Below are 15963 nucleotides of genomic sequence, written 5' to 3' on the forward strand. Positions count from 1 at the left end.
TACGCCCCCGTAACGCCCCCTAGAACTCCCGCCAGCTGTCGCCCGGGTCGCGTTCGCCGGGCTCGACGCTTTGCTGGCCCCAGGCCACGATCATCAGCAGCTTGTGGCTGCGGATGCGGAACTCGCCGGTCATCGGCACGACAGCGCCCAGCGGCGCCCCGGTGGTCGGCTCGTAGAGGAAGCCCGAGAACTCGGCCACGCCGACGCGGTCGCGGCGGCTGTAGACCGACAGCTCCGGGATCGAGACGACGTTGAAGCTGTCGTTGATCGGCACCCGCATCTCGGGCAGGCCGAAGACGCGACGCATCTGCTCCAGCGACAGCGCCCCGGCCCGCAGCTCCAGCACGGCGGCGGCCTCCTGCTTCGAGGGGGCGAGAGAATAGCCCGCCTCGGACAGGGCCGCCCGGATGGCGCTGACCGCATAGGGGGCGTTCTCGGCCCGGAAATAGGCGTCGTCGACGAACACCCTCGTGCCGCGCGGGATCGGCAGGGTCAGGCCCTCGACCGCGCGGTCGGCGGCGCGCGCCACCAGCAGCTGCTCGGTCGCCGTGCGCGACGGATGGGTCTCGGACGTCGAGGCGCAGGCGCCCAGCGCCAGCGGAACGGCCAGCGCCAGGGCCGCGATCGTCAGGTGTCTCAGCTTACCAGCTCCCGGTGTTGGGCATCGAGGCCCAGGGCTCGGCGGACGGCCGCGGCTCGCCCTCCTGCAGCAGTTCGATGGAGATGCCGTCCGGCGAGCGGACGAAGGCCATGCGCCCGTCGCGCGGCGGCCGGTTGATCGTCACCCCGCCATCCATCAGCCTCTGGCAGGCGGCGTAGATGTCATCGACCTTGTAGGCCAGGTGGCCGAAATTGCGGCCCCCGTCGTAGGTTTCCGGATCCCAGTTGAAGGTCAGCTCCACTTCCGGCGACCGTTCGGCCTCGGAGCGCGCCCGGTCGGCCGGGGCGGCGAGGAAGACCAGGGTGTAGCGCCCCGCCTCATTCTCCATCCGGCGCACCTCCTGCAGACCCAGCAGGTCGCACCAGAAGCGAAGCGAGGCGTCGAGGTCCGTCACGCGGACCATGGTGTGCAGATAGCGCATGGCGTTCCGGTCCCGGGGGAGGCGGGGAGGGCTCCTCTATAGCGACGGATGGCCGCGACCGCGACTCACGGCCTGTTTCGGCAGGTGCGCGGGGCCGCCGCCCCTGCTAGAGCCGGGGCTCAGGCGCCGTCAGGCCCTCCGCCGGGAATCGCATGTTTCGCAAGCTTTACGACTGGGTCTTCTCGCTGGCCCGCCACCGTCACGCCACGCCGGCCCTGGCCGTCATCTCCTTCGCCGAGAGCTCATTCTTCCCTGTTCCGCCCGACGTGATGCTGGCGCCGATGATCCTGGCGCGGCCCGAGAAGGCCTATTTCTACGCCTTCGTCTGCACCGTCGCCTCGGTTCTGGGCGGCATCCTCGGCTATGCCATCGGCTTCTATCTGACCGATCTGGGGCTGTGGCTGATGAGCATCCTCGGCCATGCCGACGGCCTCGAGGAGTTCCAGCACTGGTTCGACCGCTGGGGCCTCGCCGTCATCCTGATCAAGGGCCTGACCCCCGTCCCCTACAAGCTGGTGACCATCGCTTCGGGTCTGGCGGCGTTCAGCTTCCCGGTCTTCGTGGCCGCCTCGGTGGTCACGCGCGGGGCCCGCTTCTTCCTCGAGGCCTGGGTGCTGCGGCGCTGGGGTCCGGCCATGCTGGCCCAAGTCGAGAAACGCCTCGCCATGTGGAGCATCATCGGCATCGTGGTGCTGGTCGGCGCCGTCGTAGCGGTCAAGCTTCTCTGACGGGCGAGCCTCATCGACGTCGGGCTCCGGCCCCGCTATGAACGTCGTCCGATGAGAGAGCTATATCGACTCCTGACGCGTTGGTGGACCGCCTTCGCCCTCGCCGCCTCCCTGGCGATGCTGGCGGCGGCGCATGCGTTCGAACGGTTCGCCGGCCTCGCGCCCTGCAACCTCTGCCTCAAGCAGCGCGAGGTCTACTGGGGCGCCGTCGCCATCGCCCTCGTCGCCACCCTCTGGCATCTGGTCAGCCGGGGCAGCCGCGGCACGCCGCGCATCGCCGCCTTCCTGCTGGCCGTGGTCTTCACCACCGGCGCGATCACCGCCCTGTTCCACATGGGCGGCGAGAACCACTGGTGGACCCTGCCGGCGGCCTGCGCCGGCGGCGGTCACGTCGACCTCGAGAAGCTGGCGGCGATCGCCTTCGGCACCGGCCCGGCGCCGCGCGCGGTCCTCTGCGACGCAGTGACGTGGCGCTTCCTCGGCCTCAGCATGGCAGGATGGAACGTGCTGATCTCCACCGCGCTTGCGGTGTTCAGCCTGTTCGCCGCCAAGAGGCCCAAGGATGCCCGTGCGCCCCGACCCTGAACCCGCTCCCGATCCGGCCGCGCGCCCGGTGCGCCTGTCCCATCCCGGCCGGGGCGCGAGCCGGCGCCGCCGGGCCGAGATCCTGCGCGTCGACCACGCCGGCGAATACGCCGCGGTCCATATCTACCGGGCCCAGAAGGCCGTGTTCGAGGGCCGCCGGGGCAAGGACGCCATCGCCGCCGACATGGGCGAGATGCAGGATCAGGAAGCGGTCCACCTCGCCCGGTTCGAGGCCCTGCTCAACGCCGAGCGGGTCCGCCCCACGGTCATGACCCCGGTCTGGCGCCTGGCCGCGCTCGGCCTCGGCGCCGGCACGGCCCTGCTGGGCGAGAAGGCCGCCCACGCCTGCACCGAGGCGGTCGAGAGCGTGATCGAGGAGCACTACGCCGATCAGATTTCCGAGCTCGCGGATCGCGACCCCGACCTGGCCGCGGAGCTGACGAAATTCCGCGACGAGGAGCTGGCCCACCACGACCACGCCGTCGCCCACGGCAGTCGCGAGGCCCCGGGCTACCGGCTGCTGTCCTCGGTCATCAAGGCGGGCTGCCGCGCGGCGATCAAGATCAGCGAGCGCGTCTGACGTCGAACGCCAGCAGCAGCGTGCGCTGTCGCTCGCTGCCGTTGTCGTCCGACAGGATGTAGAGCCTCACCCCGTCGCCATGGCGCACCGCCGCGATCCCCTCGAAATTGTCGACCGTCGAGGGCAGGCTCAGCTCGACCAGCGCCGGACCCATCGTCCCGTCCGCCGCCATCCGTCTGATGCGGCCGCGCACGTCCACCGGCGGCCGGAAGCGGCGTTCGACCACCCAGAAGCCGTCGCCGCCCGGGTCCCGGTCCATGCCGGTGATCCGGTATTCGCTGTCGGGAACCGGCTCCGCCGGCGGGGCGACCACGCCCCGGCAGCCCGCCGCGCCGCAATCCCAGACGCCGCCGGACTCTCCGGCGACCCTCCAGCCGTCCGGGGCCGTCGAGACGCCTTCCATTCCGTCGTTCAGCGCGAAGGCCGTCTCGGGCGAGGGGAGCGGCTCCGGCGCGCCCGGCCTCTCCAGCTCATAGGCCCACAGCCGGTGACGGCGCTCAAAGGCCACCGCCACCCGCCCGTCGGCCAGCAGGAGCAGCCCCTCCGCGTCCCCATCGGCCTTGTCCGCGATTGGCGATCCGTCCGTCAGGGCCAGCCGCCGCCAGCGCAGCCCCTCCACGCCGGTCAGCCGCCCGCCCGCGTCAAGCCGCAGCCGCCCGCGCACAAGGTCGCCCGCGTCGCTCACCGAGACGAAATCATCCCCGTCGATCAGCTTCAGGTCCGACAGGCTGTGCAGCGGCGAGCCGGCCTCAAGCACCACCTGCACCCCGCCCGCGAACCCCACGCCTTTGGCCAGGGCCGCGCCGCCGGGAATCCCCAGGCCGATCGGCCGCACGTCAGCTTCGGCCGCCGTCCATCCTGTGTGGTCGCCCGTCCAGACCGGCGCCGGCGCCGTCGTCGCGCAGGCGGACAGCAGCAGGGCCGCGACAAGCGCCGCGGGCCGGGCGAACCTCACGCCGCCCGCCGCCGCTTCGGCGCCGCCTTCGGCTCGGCGTCGAACAGCTCGGCCAGCTTCTCGATCATCACCCCGCCCAGCTGCTCGACATCGACGATGGTCACCGCCCGGCGGTACCAGCGGGTCACGTCGTGGCCGATGCCGATGGCGATCAGCTCGACCGGCGAGCGCGTCTCGATCTCCTCGATCACCTGCCGCAGGTGCTTGTCCAGATACAGGGCCGCATTGGCCGACTGGGTCGAATCGTCGACCGGCGAGCCGTCCGAGATGACCATCAGGATCTGCCGCGCCTCGGGCCGTCCCAGCAGCCGCTCATGCGCCCAGGTCAGGGCCTCCCCGTCGATATTCTCCTTCAGCAGCCCCTCGCGCATCATCAGGCCGAGGTTCTTCTTGGCCCGCCGCCAGGGCGCGTCGGCCGACTTGTAGATGATGTGGCGCAGGTCGTTCAGCCGCCCCGGATTGTCCGGCTTGCTGGCGCTGATCCACGCCTCGCGCGCCTGTCCGCCCTTCCACGCCCGGGTGGTGAAGCCGAGGATCTCGACCTTGACCCCGCACCGCTCCAGCGTCCGCGCCAGGATGTCCGCGCAGACCGCCGCCACCATGATCGGCCGCCCCCGCATCGAGCCGGAATTGTCCAGCAGCAGGGTCACCACCGTATCGCGGAACGGGCTCTCGCTCTCGGCCTTGAAGCTCAGCGGGCTGGTCGGATCGGTGATGATCCGGGTCAGGCGGGCCGTGTCCAGCACGCCTTCTTCCAGATCAAAGGCCCAGCTGCGATTCTGCTGCGCCATCAGCCGCCGCTGCAGCTTGTTGGCCAGCCGCGCCACCACCGACGACAGGGCCGTCAGCTGCTGGTCCAGCAGCGCCCTCAGCCGCTCCAGCTCGTTCGGATCGCACAGTTCCGCGGCGTCGATGGTCTCGTCGAACGCGGTGGTGAAGACGCGATAGGCGTCGATCCGGCGACCGTCGTCGCCGACCTCCTGCCGGTTGGGCATTGCGCCCTCGTTCAGCTCCGGCCCTTCGTCGGAGGCGTCGCCGTCGGGATCGGCGGGCGCGCCGTCGGGACGGGCGTCGCGCTCCTCGCCGCTGGTCCGGTCGTCGCTCGAGCCGTCCATCGACTGGCCCTCGCCGCCCCCGGCGTCCTCCTCCTCGTCCTGATCCTCCGCAGGCTCCGGCTCCTGCGGATCGGGCTCGTCCTCGCCCCTGTCGTCCGAGGCGTCGTCGCCGCGGCCGTCGCCGGGATCGAGATCCAGGGCCCGCAGCACGTCTCTCAGCCGCACGGCGAAGGCGTCCTGATCGTCGGCCACATCGACCAGGGCGTCGATCTTCGCCCCCGCCTTCGCCTCCAGATCGGCGCGCACCAGATCCAGCATGGCCCCGGCTCCGTCCGGCGCCCGTTGCCCGGTCAGCCGCTCGCGCACCAGCAGGGCCACCGCCTCGGCCGCCGGAACCCGCTGCGCCTCCGTCACCCTGAGCGCGCCGCTGCGCTCCAGCCGGGTCAGCAGGGCGGCGTTCATATTGGCGCGAACCCCGGCCAGGGACTGGGAGCCGACCGCTTCGACCCGCGCCTGCTCCACCGCCTCGAACACCTCGGCCGCCTTGCTGTCAGCGGGCCGCAGCCGGGCGTGCAGCGTCTCGTCGTGGTTGGCCAGCCGAAGCGCCAGCCGGTCGGCCTGTCCGCGCAGGGTCGCGCTCTCGGGCCCGGCGGGATCGCGCGGCGGATGGGGCAGGGTCAGGACGCCGTCGGCCAGCCTCGGCCCGTCCGTGCCGAACTGCACCTCCAGCTCCGATTGCTCCGCCAGCGCGCGCGCGGCGTTGGCCAGCGCGCGCTTGAAGATTTCGGCGGGTGTCTCGGCGGATGCCATGACGTCCGGTTAGCCTGTCCGCGGCGCTCTGGAAAGCGGCGCCACAGCGGGATCAGTGGGCTTCGGGCGGCCGGGCGGCGGGGCTCAGATATTCGCTCTCGGGCTTCGGATGCGCCGACAGCACGAAGCGGCGGTCGCAATAGGCGCACTCGACGAAGTCGTCCTCGCCCATGTCCATATAGACCAGCGGATGACCCAGGGCTCCGCCGCCGCCGTCGCAGGCCACGCGCTTGGTCGAGACCACGATCTCTTCCGGCGGCGGGATGATCGCATCGGGATGGCGGGGCGGCATGATCGACCTTGGGGCTGGGGGGCGCGTCGGTCGGTTTTCCTAGGCGGGGAGGGCCCCGCCGTCAAACCTCGCGCGGCTTGCGGCCGAACATCCGGTCGAACAGCGCCTTGCGCCGCTTGAACAGGGTCCAGCCCAGACAGCCGGCCGCGACCCACAGGCCGATCTCGCCGACCACGGCCCCCGGCCCGCCGTAGATCAGCGCCTCGCGCAGTTCGATATGGCCGAGCTTGTAGGTCAGCAGGGCCGCGGCGAAGGCGCCGTAGCCGAGCAGGCAGACCCCGAAGGCGCTCCAGCCGATCAATTTGGTGCGGGGCATCTCGCTTCTCCGTCAAGCACGCTGTGCATAATGACAAGGAAACTAGACATTCACTCGCGTTTGTCAAGCGTCATTGACACGCAGCCGCCAGGGCTTGGTCTTGGCGGGCGCCGCGCCTACCTAGGCGAACCGCTCCGCTGAAAGCCGCCCATGACCGAACACGACCCGCTGCCCGTCAACGCCATCGAGGTTCACGGGCTGGAGAAGACCTACGCCGGGACGAAGAAGGCCCCGCCCAAGGTCGCCCTGCGCGGCGTCGACCTGGTCATTCCGCGCGGCTCGATGTTCGGCCTGTTGGGCCCCAACGGCGCGGGCAAGTCGACCCTGATCAACATCCTCGCCGGGGTGGTCAACAAGACCGGCGGCACGGCCGAGATCTGGGGCCGCGATATCGACAAACAGCCGCGCGACGCCCGCGCCGCCCTCGGCGTGGTGCCGCAGGAGATCGTCGCCGACGTCTTCTTCACCCCGCGTGAGGCGCTGGAGGTCCAGGCTGGCTTCTACGGCGTCCCGGCCAACGAGCGCCGTTCCGACGAACTGCTCGCCGCTCTCGGCCTCAGCGACAAGGCCCATGCCTATGTCCGCGCGCTGTCTGGCGGCATGAAGCGCCGCCTGATGGTGGCCAAGGCGCTGGTGCACAATCCGCCGATCCTGATCCTCGACGAGCCCACCGCCGGGGTCGACGTCGAGCTGCGCCGCCAGCTCTGGGAATATGTCCGCCGCATCAACGCCGAGGGCGTGACCATCCTGCTGACCACCCACTATCTGGAAGAGGCCCAGGAGCTCTGCGACACCATCGCGATCATGAACCGCGGCCAGGTGGTGGCCTGTGAGCCGACGCCCCAGCTGCTGCGCCGCCTCGACACCCGCAACGTCATCGTGACGCCCGAGGGCGAGCTCGACGGCCTGCCGACCCTCAAGGGATTCGAGGCCGTCGCCCGCCCGAACGGCGCCTTCGCCGTCACCTACAAGAAGGGCCAGGCCTCGGTGGAGCAGGTCCTCGCCGCCGTCCGCGCCGCCGGCGTCACCATCGCCGACATCTCGACCGAGGATCCGGATCTGGAAGACGTGTTCCTGGCGCTGACCTACGGCGACGCGGCGCAGGCGGATCCGACCAAGGATTAGGTAACAGGCAGCAGGAACAGGCTCGTCGCTGACTTCAGGCTCGGCCCCCCTGATGCCTCAGACCACCATCACCGTCCCGATCAGCAGCCGCGCACCCGCCCGGCCCAGGGTCCGGTCGGTCGCCGCCTGAAGCTGCGCCACCAGCCGCTCCACGTCCGGCGGAGCGCCGGGCAGCAGCCCGTTGGCGGCCTGCTGCACCACGGCGGCGTAGGCCGCCCGCAGGCGCGGCGCCGATTGGGTCACACGCGTGCGCAGGGCCGGGTTCGGCGTATCCAGTCCGGTCTCGACGGTCATCACCCCGCGCCCGCCGCCGGCCCGCCGCACATTGGCGGTGACGGTCGGCAGCCGCATATAGCTGGGCTCCGGCGCCCCGCCTCCGCCGCCCGTCTTCACGGCGGATTCCTTGAGTCCAAGCAGGGCGCGTCTGTCCATGCCGCGATGCTGGCACGCGGCGCTTAAGGCCCGGTTACGCCGCCGCCTCGATGGCCTTTGGCTCCATCGGCCTCAGGTCCAGAAGGGCGAACAGGGCCGCGTCCTCGTCCTGTTCCGGGTTGGGCGTGGTCAGCAGCCGACCGCCGACGAAGATGGAGTTGGCCCCCGCCAGGAAGCACAGTGCCTGCATCTCCGGGCTCATCGTCTCGCGCCCGGCCGACAGCCGCACCATGGCCTTCGGACAGACCAGCCGCGCCACGGCGACGGTGCGGACGAACTCGATCGGATCGATCTCGCCCTCCCGCCTGACCCGGTCGCCCAGCGGCGTGCCCGTCACCGGCACCAGCGCATTGACCGGCAGGCTGTCGGGATGCTCGGGCAGGGTGGCCAGCGCATGCAGCAGACCGGCCCGATCCCGCCGCGCCTCGCCCATGCCGACGATGCCGCCGCAGCAGGTGCTCATGCCCGCATCCCGGACATGGGCCAACGTGTCCAGCCGGTCCTGATAGGTCCGCGTCGTCACCACCTCGGCGTAGTATTCCGGCCCGGTGTCGAGGTTGTGGTTGTAGTAGTCCAGCCCCGCCGCCTTCAGCTGCCGCGCCTGATCCGCCGTCAGCATCCCCAGCGTCGCGCAGGTCTCCAGCCCCAGCGCCTTCACCCCCGCGATCATGGTCGCCAGCTTCGGCGTGTCGCGGTCCTTCAGCTCGCGCCAGGCCGCGCCCATGCAGAAGCGGCTGGCCCCGCCGGCCTTGGCCGCCATCGCCTCGGCCAACACCGCCGTGGCGTCCATCAGCTTCTCGGCCTTCAGCCCGGTGTCGAAACTGGCCGACTGCGAGCAGTAGCCGCAGTTCTCGGCGCAGCCGCCGGTCTTGATCGACAGCAGCTGGCTCTTCTGCACCTCGGACGGGTCGAACCAGCGCCGGTGCACGGTCGCGGCCTCGAACACCAGCTCCATGAACGGCCGGGCGAACAGAGCCTCGACCTCCTCGAGGGTCCAGTCGTGGCGGGGGATCGATAGGTCACGGGTCATCCCGTTTCCCTGACGCAGGCCGCGCGGCCCCGCAACCCCACGACCATTTTTGCTTCAGGTCGTTTCGACCTGAAATCCAAAAAATGGTCCAGAAGCGATGAGCGAAATCTGGATCTTGACGGACGGCGTCCATCAAGAGCGATTTCGCTAGACGTCCATGATGATCTCGCCGCGCTTCAGGTCGATCACCACCCGCTCGAACACGCCCAGCACGTCGACCCCCATCAGCATGGCCGGCGTATTCTCGAGGCCCAGCAGGCGGAAGATATGGAAATCGCCCATCAACACGGCCAGCCGATCCAGCACCAGTTCGTCAAAATGCACCGCCGACACCACCATGGCCTGGGCCAGCGCCGCCCGGCCGGTCGGCGACTGCACCAGGGCATCCCCGGTCGAGGCCGTGCGGCTCTGGAACGGTCGGGCGTGGGCCGCCTCGGCCAGGGCCGGATTGATCAGGGTCACCTGGGCCCCGGTGTCGACCACCGCCTGCACCGGCTGGCCGCGCACCAGGGCGTTGACCACCATCAGTTCGGCCCCGCCGCCCCGCGGCGGCTGGAACCGGACCCGCGGCCGCACCACGCCGAGGAACTGATCATGATCCGGCCGGGACCGGTTGATCGACGACCGGCCCTGTCCCCGGAACCGCATGACCAGCCGCTGCTCCGCCAGCAGATCGAGCCCCAGCAGGCCGTCCAGACCGATCAGGCCGGGGCGCGACCCCACCGCCATCCGCGCGCCGCCCACGGACAGCGACCCGCTCGACAGGGTGCGGGCCCGCACGGCCGTCACCCGCTCGAGCCCGATCACCGTGTGCATGTCCAGTTCGCCGGCCGGCGCGATGCCCAGCCGCTCCACCAGATCGCCGGCGACGACCGAGGCGCTGGCCGCCGTGTCGACGGCGAAGCGGAGCGGCCCCTGGCCGTTGATGAAGACCGGCACGGTCGATCGCCGCACCCGGTCCGTGGTCTGGTCCGCCCGGAACTCGTCGACCCGGGGCTCCTGGGCCAGACTCCTGCCCAGCGCCGCGTCCGGCGCGGCCAGCGCCGCGAGCAGTGCGCCGCCCACCAGGCGGCGGCTTGGTCCGGTTGCCGTCATCACGCTCCTCCCGGTCGCGGAGGTTGGCATGGAAACCGGCGCTCCGCGAGCCGGACGACGGAGTCTGTCCGAAGCTTCATATAAGGATATCCTTATATGTTCATTGCCCCCCGACGGGCGTCGGGCTATAGCGGCGCCCATCCAGAGAAGCGCCCGACGCCGCGCCCGAAGACTTTCCAGAGGCTTTCATGACCGACTACATCGTCCGCGACATTTCGCTTGCCGCCTACGGCGCCAAGGAAATCGCCATCGCCGAAACCGAAATGCCGGGCCTGATGGCGCTGCGGGCCGAGTTCGGCGCCAGCCAGCCGCTGAAGGGCGCCCGCATCGCCGGCTCCCTGCACATGACCATCCAGACCGCCGTGCTGATCCAGACCCTGGAAGCCCTCGGCGCCGAGGTCCGCTGGGCCTCGTGCAACATCTTCTCGACCCAGGACCACGCCGCCGCCGCCATCGCCGCCGCCGGCACGCCTGTGTTCGCCACCAAGGGCGAGACCCTGGTCGAGTACTGGGACTACGCCCACAAGATCTTCGAATGGGCCGACGGCGGCTATCCGAACCTGATCCTCGACGACGGCGGCGACGCCACCCTGCTGTGCGTGCTGGGCCCCAAGGCCGAGAAGGACATTTCGGTCCTGGCCAATCCGCAGAACGAGGAGGAGGAAGCCCTCTTCGCCGTGATGAAGCGGTATCTGAAGGAGAAGCCCGGCTTCTACTCGGCCATCCGCGACGCCATCGGCGGCGTCTCGGAAGAGACCACCACCGGCGTCCACCGCCTGTACCAGATGGCCGAGCGCGGCGAACTGCCGTTCCCCGCCATCAACGTCAACGACAGCGTCACCAAGTCCAAGTTCGACAACCTGTACGGCTGCCGTGAGAGCCTCGTCGACGCCATCCGCCGCGGCACAGACGTCATGCTGTCGGGCAAGGTCGCCGTGGTCTGCGGCTACGGCGACGTCGGCAAGGGCTCGGCCGCCTCGCTGCGCCAGGGCGGCGCCCGGGTGAAGGTCACCGAGATCGACCCGATCTGCGCCCTGCAGGCGGCGATGGAAGGCTATGAGGTCGTCACCCTTGAGGACGCCGCCCCCGACGCCGACATCTTCGTCACCGCCACGGGCAACAAGGACGTCATCACCGTCGACCACATGCGGGCGATGAAGAACAACGCCATCGTCTGCAACATCGGCCACTTCGATTCCGAGATTCAGGTCGCCGGCCTGAAGAATTTCAAGTGGGACGAGATCAAGCCCCAGGTCCACCACGTGGAATTCCCGGACGGCAAGAAGATCATCCTGCTGTCGGAAGGCCGTCTGGTGAACCTCGGCAACGCCACCGGCCACCCGTCGTTCGTCATGAGCGCCAGCTTCACCAACCAGACCCTGGCCCAGATCGAGCTGTGGACCAACAAGGCGCAGTACCAGAACCAGGTCTACGTCCTGCCCAAGCATCTCGACGAGAAGGTCGCCATGCTCCACCTCGGCAAGCTCGGCGCGAAACTGACGACCCTGTCGAAGGAACAGGCCGACTACATCTCGGTCCCGACCAGCGGCCCGTTCAAGCCGGACCACTACCGCTACTAGGCCTCGCGGTCGCCCGTCCGCCGTCGCCGGCGGGCGGGCCGCATGCGGAACCACAGCAGCACGAATCCGGACAGGACGACGATCGTCGCCGCCGCGGCCGTGACCACGATCAGCGGGTGGTTGAAGTCCTCGCCGTCGTCCCAGTCCATGGCGTGCAGCCGCCACATCAGGTCGAAGAACCGCCACAGCTCCGATCGCCGCGTCAGCACCTCTCCGGTCTCGGGCGACAGATAGAAGCTCGTCCGCTCCGCATCATCGAAATCCACCCGCCACAGCGACCCCTTGCGGCCGGTCTCTTCCGGGGCCTCGGGCAGGAAGGTCGCGGCGACCGGCGTCCCCGGTCCCGAATAGGCGAGGGCGGCCAGCCGCCGGGCCTCGCGCCCGTCCAGCGGCGGAAGGGCCCGGCCGTCGACCGCCGAGACGGTGACCGGCTCGCCCTCGACCGGCGTCAGGGTCCAGACCGGACCCCGCCGCGTCGTCCGGATCTCCGCCTTGCTGAAGGCGGCCACGCCCGCGGCGCGGGCCGCCTCGGCCGCCCCCATCAGGCCGCCCGGGTCGAGGGCCGTCGCCGGCGCCTCGGCGACCCGGTGCTCGCTGCGCACCTTCTCGATCGGCAGCAGGGTCATCACCAGACCCCCGCCCACCCAGAACAGAATCTGCACCCCGACGACGAGGCTCAGCCATTTGTGAAACTGGCTCGACCAGCGGAATATCTTCACCAGGGGGCTCGCTCGCTGCGCAGGGGTCTCAGCGCGCTAGCACGACGGGACCGTAATGTCCGCTCTCCGCTGCGGGGTGGACGCCTCCCGACCCCGACTCACGCTGCAGCGATGCCGGCACACCAACTCCGCAGCCTCTCCACATGAGCGTCTCCCGGTTCAACCAGGCGACAAGGTTTCGACGAGCGGTGCTTTACGGGCGTAATTCCGCCTCGAAACCTTCCAAGGCTGGCTGCGCCCGTTGATCACCCAGGACCACCCGGATGTCATATCGCGCCGCCATTTGTCTCTCCGCGCTGCTCGTGGGACTGGCTCCGCAATCGGTCGTCGCGCAAGCCGCCAGTCCGCCGGCTGCGGCGACGGCCGTCACGCCAGGGCAGAAAGCCATGGTCGACGCGCTGATCGCGGCGATCAATGCCGGGGGAGGCGAAGCGCTGGAGAGCTGGATCCAGACCCACGCCATCCTGAAACCCACCAAGGGTGCGGACAGCTGGCGGGACTGGTTCGGCCGGATTTCGCGAACTTCGGGCGGTCTGGTGCTGGAGCGGATTGATCCGCCGACGGCCAGCCGCGAGCTGCGCGTGTGGGTCAAAACCGGCAATGGCGACAAGCTTCGCCGGTTCGGTCTGTTCGCCGATCCGGCAGGGTCCGACCGCGCAGATGACTTCGTGATCGCCGTGTGGCCGACCGCCTATACTGGAACTCTTGTCCGGCAGCCGGCGGATGAGGCAGTGCTGGCCGCCCTCGTCACGGATCGGGTGGCCTTTGGGGCGGGGCTGGATGAGTTTTCAGGGGCCGCGCTGTTGGCGGACCGCGGACGGCCGGTCGGAGACGCCGTAGCCGGCATGGCTGACGTCGGCCGGTCGATCCCGAACGCCGCGACCACCCGGTTCCACATCGGCTCCATGGGCAAGATGTTCACCGCCGTCGCCATCGCGCGGCTGGTCGAGGACGGGCGGCTTCGGTTCGAGTCGCGACTGATCGACGTCCTGCCGGACTATCCCGACCGCGCCGCGGCCGAGGCGATCACGATCGCCCACCTGCTGAGTCACACCTCTGGCATCAGCCTGCCCTATGTGGAGCCGACGGCGTCCACGGACCGGGACCCGGATCGCGTGAGTGACGCCCTCGCCGACATCGCGGCGTCGCCGCTGGCCTTCGCGCCCGGCAGCCAGTCGCGGTACAGCAACGAGGGCTATACGGTGCTCGGGGCGGTGATCGAGGCGGTGACGGGCCAGAGCTATTACGACGTGATCCAGCGGGAGGTGTTCGATCGTGCGGACATGGCGGACACAGCCTTCGACCGACCGGGGCCTTTGGCGGCCAATACCGCTCAAGGGTACCGCTATGGGGCCGACGATGCGTTGGGGGTCCTGCCGCGGGAGTCGAACGCCCCATTCCTCCTCGACCGCGGCGGGCCGTCCGGCGGCGCCTATTCCACGACCCGCGACATGACCCGCTTCCTCAACGCCTTCCGCGAAGGGCGGCTGGTCTCGCCGGCCATGGTTGAGGCTCTGCTGACGGCCGAGCCCAACGGGCAGAACCGGTACGGAAAGGGCTTCACCATTATACCCGTCGGCGAGCGCAGGATGGTGGGACACAGCGGCGGCGGTCCAAACTCGGGCATCAACGCGGACGCCATGATCGTCCGGGAAACCGGCTGGTCCTACGCCGTGCTCGGCAACTATGACGCACCGGCGGCGCAAGCCGTAGCCGGCGCTCTGCTGGCGGCGGCTGTCGCTCAACCGCCGTCCGGCGCCGCCGACGGGAGTTAGAGCTGACCGTCGCTCCGGCAGAATCACCAGGTTCCGCTTTCCATCCATGGGCGACCGGGCGCTTTCCACCGGTTGCAAACGTCCGCGGGCCCCCTGCGCTCACGCCGCCAGCCGCAACCCCGATCTCTCCGCCGCGCGTTCGACACAGCCGACCATCCGTTCGCCGGCGTAGACGCTGACGCGTTCCCAGCCGCCCACGTCCCCGGCGACCGTCAGCGCACGGTCCCGCGCCGTTCCGTCGTCCTGCGCGTCCAGCACGCACAATTCGGCGACCGGGTCTTCGGCCGTGCCGACGATGCAGTAGTAGCGGTCCATGAGTTCCTCGCCTTGGGCGCCCTGAACTACCCGGGCGAGGACTCGTTCCCGTGACGGCTTTCCGACAGTTTGCCGACGCCGTCAGAAGGTCGCGGCGGCCGCGACTGGCGCTCCGCCCGGCGGGGGCCTAGAAACCCGTCATGGGAACCGTATTCGACATCCTGATCATCCTCGCCATCGCGGCGGTGGCCATCACCCTCGGCTTCGGCATTCGCTCACTCTACCGGACCGGGCCGGAGGCGCGCTCGCATTCCAACAAGCTGATGCGGCTCCGGGTCGCCCTGCAGGCCCTGGCCGTGGTTCTGCTGGTCGTCGCCATGTGGTGGAAATCGACGCACGGAGCCTGACCGCATGGTCGTCCTCAACCGCATCTATACGAAGACCGGCGACGGCGGAGAGACGCGGCTGGCCTCAGGCGCGCCGGTGTCCAAGACCGACGCCCGGGTCGCGGCCTACGGCTCGGTCGACGAGCTGAACGCGGTGGTCGGCGTCGCGCGGCTGCACTCGGGCCAGCACGACCGCATCGACGCCATGCTGGGCCGGATCCAGAACGAGCTGTTCGACCTCGGCGCCGACCTCGCCACCCCGCACGACCCCCCGCCGAAATGGGAGGCCCTGCGCATCCAGGACAGCCAGGTCGAGCGGCTCGAGCAGGAGATCGACTGGATGAACGAGAGCCTGAAGGCCCTCGACAGCTTCATCCTCCCCGGCGGCTCGCCCCTGTCCGCCCATCTGCATCTGGCCCGCACCGTCGCCCGTCGGGCCGAGCGGGACGCCATCCGCGCGCGCGAGGCCGGGCGCGACATTTCGCCCGTCGCGGTCCGCTATCTGAACCGCCTTTCGGACCACCTGTTCGTGGCCGCCCGCCGGGCCAATGCGAACGGCGCCGACGACGTCAAATGGATCCCCGGCGCGACGCGCTGAGTCTACTGCCCCGCGAGGGCCTGGCGCTGACGCTCGGTCTCGGCGTCCCGGGCGGCCCGGGCGGCCTGCAGCCGGTCCTCCAGTTCGATCAGTTCGCGGTTCTTGGCGTCGGAGGCCTCGGCCCGGCTCTGCCCGATCGGCCGTTTGGTGATTTCGGCGATCGAGATCGGCGTGGCGCAGATCCCGCTCTCGGCATCCCACCACCCGCCGCCGGCTTCGCAGCGGTCTCCCGGCGCGACCACCAGGGCCTGATAGGCGAACACCCCGCCCAGCAGCACGGCGAAGGTCGCGAGGAACAGCACGCTCAGTCGCTTCATGGTCAGCAGGCGGTGCATCGATGACTTCCGTTTCTGATCGGGACACAGGGCCGCGGCCCGTTGACGCGGCGTTACGTTGACAGGCCGGGACAGGCGTTCCATTCCCTGCCCGCACATTCCGGCCATCTCATGGACAGCGCAATGAAGGTACTCGTCCCCGTCAAACGGGTGATCGACTATAACGTCAAGGCCCGCGTCAAGGCGGACCAGACCGGCGTCGATCTGGCCAACGTCAAGATGAGCATGAA

At 69.9% G+C, this 15963-nt stretch carries 20 protein-coding genes and 1 pseudogene; 9 read left to right on the forward strand and 12 right to left on the reverse strand.

Translation table 11 applies throughout. The features are described from left to right. Positions 1-19 precede the first annotated feature (19 nt). Together V6M45_RS06570 and V6M45_RS06575 are read right to left on the reverse strand one after the other, a co-directional pair. The gene (locus V6M45_RS06570; RefSeq protein ID WP_332654867.1) at positions 20-640 is read right to left on the reverse strand and encodes a DUF6655 family protein; all 621 of its coding nucleotides are present in this window, start codon (positions 638-640) and stop codon (positions 20-22) included. Between the two features lies 1 nt (position 641). After that, entirely contained in the window at positions 642-1082 is a 441-nt protein-coding gene (locus tag V6M45_RS06575; RefSeq protein ID WP_332654845.1) for a VOC family protein, read from the reverse strand. Between the two features lie 152 nt (positions 1083-1234). On the opposite strand from V6M45_RS06575, the gene V6M45_RS06580 reads away from it, so the two are divergent. The 3 genes from V6M45_RS06580 to V6M45_RS06590 are packed head-to-tail and all read left to right on the forward strand — an operon-like array spanning position 1235 to position 2975. Beyond that, complete coding sequence (locus V6M45_RS06580; RefSeq protein WP_332654846.1) at positions 1235-1810, forward strand: YqaA family protein; 576 nt, start codon at positions 1235-1237, stop codon at positions 1808-1810. Between the two features lie 51 nt (positions 1811-1861). After that, positions 1862-2395 (forward strand): disulfide bond formation protein B, encoded by a 534-nt coding sequence (locus V6M45_RS06585; RefSeq protein WP_332654848.1) that lies wholly within the window; start codon positions 1862-1864, stop codon positions 2393-2395. Beyond that, positions 2373-2975: a demethoxyubiquinone hydroxylase family protein gene (locus V6M45_RS06590; RefSeq protein ID WP_332654849.1), complete on the forward strand. Its 603-nt coding sequence runs from the start codon at positions 2373-2375 to the stop codon at positions 2973-2975. Before V6M45_RS06585 ends, V6M45_RS06590 begins: the two co-directional genes overlap by 23 nt. On the opposite strand, the gene V6M45_RS06595 is transcribed toward V6M45_RS06590, so the two are convergent. The 4 genes from V6M45_RS06595 to V6M45_RS06610 form a co-directional block, all read right to left on the reverse strand. Beyond that, the gene (locus V6M45_RS06595; RefSeq protein WP_332654850.1) at positions 2959-3930 is read right to left on the reverse strand and encodes an esterase-like activity of phytase family protein; all 972 of its coding nucleotides are present in this window, start codon (positions 3928-3930) and stop codon (positions 2959-2961) included. The two genes, V6M45_RS06590 and V6M45_RS06595, sit on opposite strands and share 17 nt — an antisense overlap. Then, positions 3927-5795, reverse strand: a complete 1869-nt coding sequence (gene cobT / locus V6M45_RS06600; protein WP_332654851.1) for a cobaltochelatase subunit CobT — start codon at positions 5793-5795, stop codon at positions 3927-3929. The genes V6M45_RS06595 and cobT overlap by 4 nt, the downstream gene beginning before the upstream one ends. Positions 5796-5847: 52 nt before the next feature. Next, complete coding sequence (locus tag V6M45_RS06605) at positions 5848-6087, reverse strand: zinc-finger domain-containing protein (protein ID WP_332654853.1); 240 nt, start codon at positions 6085-6087, stop codon at positions 5848-5850. 61 nt (positions 6088-6148) lie between these two features. Next, positions 6149-6403, reverse strand: coding sequence for a hypothetical protein (locus tag V6M45_RS06610; protein WP_332654854.1), 255 nt, complete (start codon positions 6401-6403; stop codon positions 6149-6151). A 150-nt stretch (positions 6404-6553) separates the two neighbouring features. Between V6M45_RS06610 and V6M45_RS06615 the strand changes: the two genes are divergently transcribed. Continuing rightward, the gene (locus tag V6M45_RS06615; RefSeq protein WP_332654856.1) at positions 6554-7528 is read left to right on the forward strand and encodes an ABC transporter ATP-binding protein; all 975 of its coding nucleotides are present in this window, start codon (positions 6554-6556) and stop codon (positions 7526-7528) included. Between the two features lie 57 nt (positions 7529-7585). On the opposite strand, the gene V6M45_RS06620 is transcribed toward V6M45_RS06615, so the two are convergent. The 3 genes from V6M45_RS06620 to V6M45_RS06630 form a co-directional block, all read right to left on the reverse strand. Beyond that, the gene (locus V6M45_RS06620; protein WP_332654857.1) at positions 7586-7960 is read right to left on the reverse strand and encodes a Tat pathway signal protein; all 375 of its coding nucleotides are present in this window, start codon (positions 7958-7960) and stop codon (positions 7586-7588) included. 34 nt (positions 7961-7994) lie between these two features. Beyond that, positions 7995-8990: a biotin synthase BioB gene (gene bioB, locus V6M45_RS06625; protein WP_332654858.1), complete on the reverse strand. Its 996-nt coding sequence runs from the start codon at positions 8988-8990 to the stop codon at positions 7995-7997. A 147-nt stretch (positions 8991-9137) separates the two neighbouring features. Next, complete coding sequence (locus tag V6M45_RS06630) at positions 9138-10085, reverse strand: pepsin/retropepsin-like aspartic protease family protein (RefSeq protein WP_332654859.1); 948 nt, start codon at positions 10083-10085, stop codon at positions 9138-9140. A 188-nt stretch (positions 10086-10273) separates the two neighbouring features. On the opposite strand from V6M45_RS06630, the gene ahcY reads away from it, so the two are divergent. Continuing rightward, positions 10274-11665, forward strand: a complete 1392-nt coding sequence (gene ahcY / locus V6M45_RS06635; RefSeq protein ID WP_332654860.1) for an adenosylhomocysteinase — start codon at positions 10274-10276, stop codon at positions 11663-11665. Here the strand turns inward: ahcY and V6M45_RS06640 are convergent. Beyond that, a complete protein-coding gene (locus V6M45_RS06640; RefSeq protein WP_332654861.1) occupies positions 11662-12384 on the reverse strand; it encodes a PepSY domain-containing protein in 723 nt (240 codons plus the stop codon). The two genes, ahcY and V6M45_RS06640, sit on opposite strands and share 4 nt — an antisense overlap. A 386-nt stretch (positions 12385-12770) precedes the next feature. On the opposite strand from V6M45_RS06640, the gene V6M45_RS06645 reads away from it, so the two are divergent. Continuing rightward, a complete protein-coding gene (locus V6M45_RS06645; RefSeq protein WP_332654862.1) occupies positions 12771-14159 on the forward strand; it encodes a serine hydrolase domain-containing protein in 1389 nt (462 codons plus the stop codon). Positions 14160-14258: 99 nt separating this feature from the next. Here the strand turns inward: V6M45_RS06645 and V6M45_RS06650 are convergent, their stop codons facing one another. Next, positions 14259-14474 carry a hypothetical protein gene (locus V6M45_RS06650; protein ID WP_332654863.1) on the reverse strand — a complete coding sequence of 72 codons (216 nt, stop codon included), beginning with the start codon at positions 14472-14474 and terminating at the stop codon, positions 14259-14261. 140 nt (positions 14475-14614) lie between these two features. Between V6M45_RS06650 and V6M45_RS06655 the strand changes: the two genes are divergently transcribed. Then, entirely contained in the window at positions 14615-14821 is a 207-nt protein-coding gene (locus V6M45_RS06655; protein ID WP_332654864.1) for a twin transmembrane helix small protein, read from the forward strand. 4 nt (positions 14822-14825) lie between these two features. Then, positions 14826-15398, forward strand: a complete 573-nt coding sequence (locus V6M45_RS06660; RefSeq protein ID WP_332654865.1) for a cob(I)yrinic acid a,c-diamide adenosyltransferase — start codon at positions 14826-14828, stop codon at positions 15396-15398. Between the two features lie 2 nt (positions 15399-15400). Here the strand turns inward: V6M45_RS06660 and V6M45_RS06665 are convergent, their stop codons facing one another. Continuing rightward, complete coding sequence (locus V6M45_RS06665) at positions 15401-15733, reverse strand: hypothetical protein (protein ID WP_332654866.1); 333 nt, start codon at positions 15731-15733, stop codon at positions 15401-15403. Between the two features lie 123 nt (positions 15734-15856). On the opposite strand from V6M45_RS06665, the pseudogene V6M45_RS06670 reads away from it, so the two are divergent. Next, a pseudogene (locus V6M45_RS06670) lies at positions 15857-15963 on the forward strand (electron transfer flavoprotein subunit beta/FixA family protein); the annotation flags it as partial.

The organism is Brevundimonas sp. (assembly GCF_036676055.1).
Taxonomy (GTDB): domain Bacteria; phylum Pseudomonadota; class Alphaproteobacteria; order Caulobacterales; family Caulobacteraceae; genus Brevundimonas.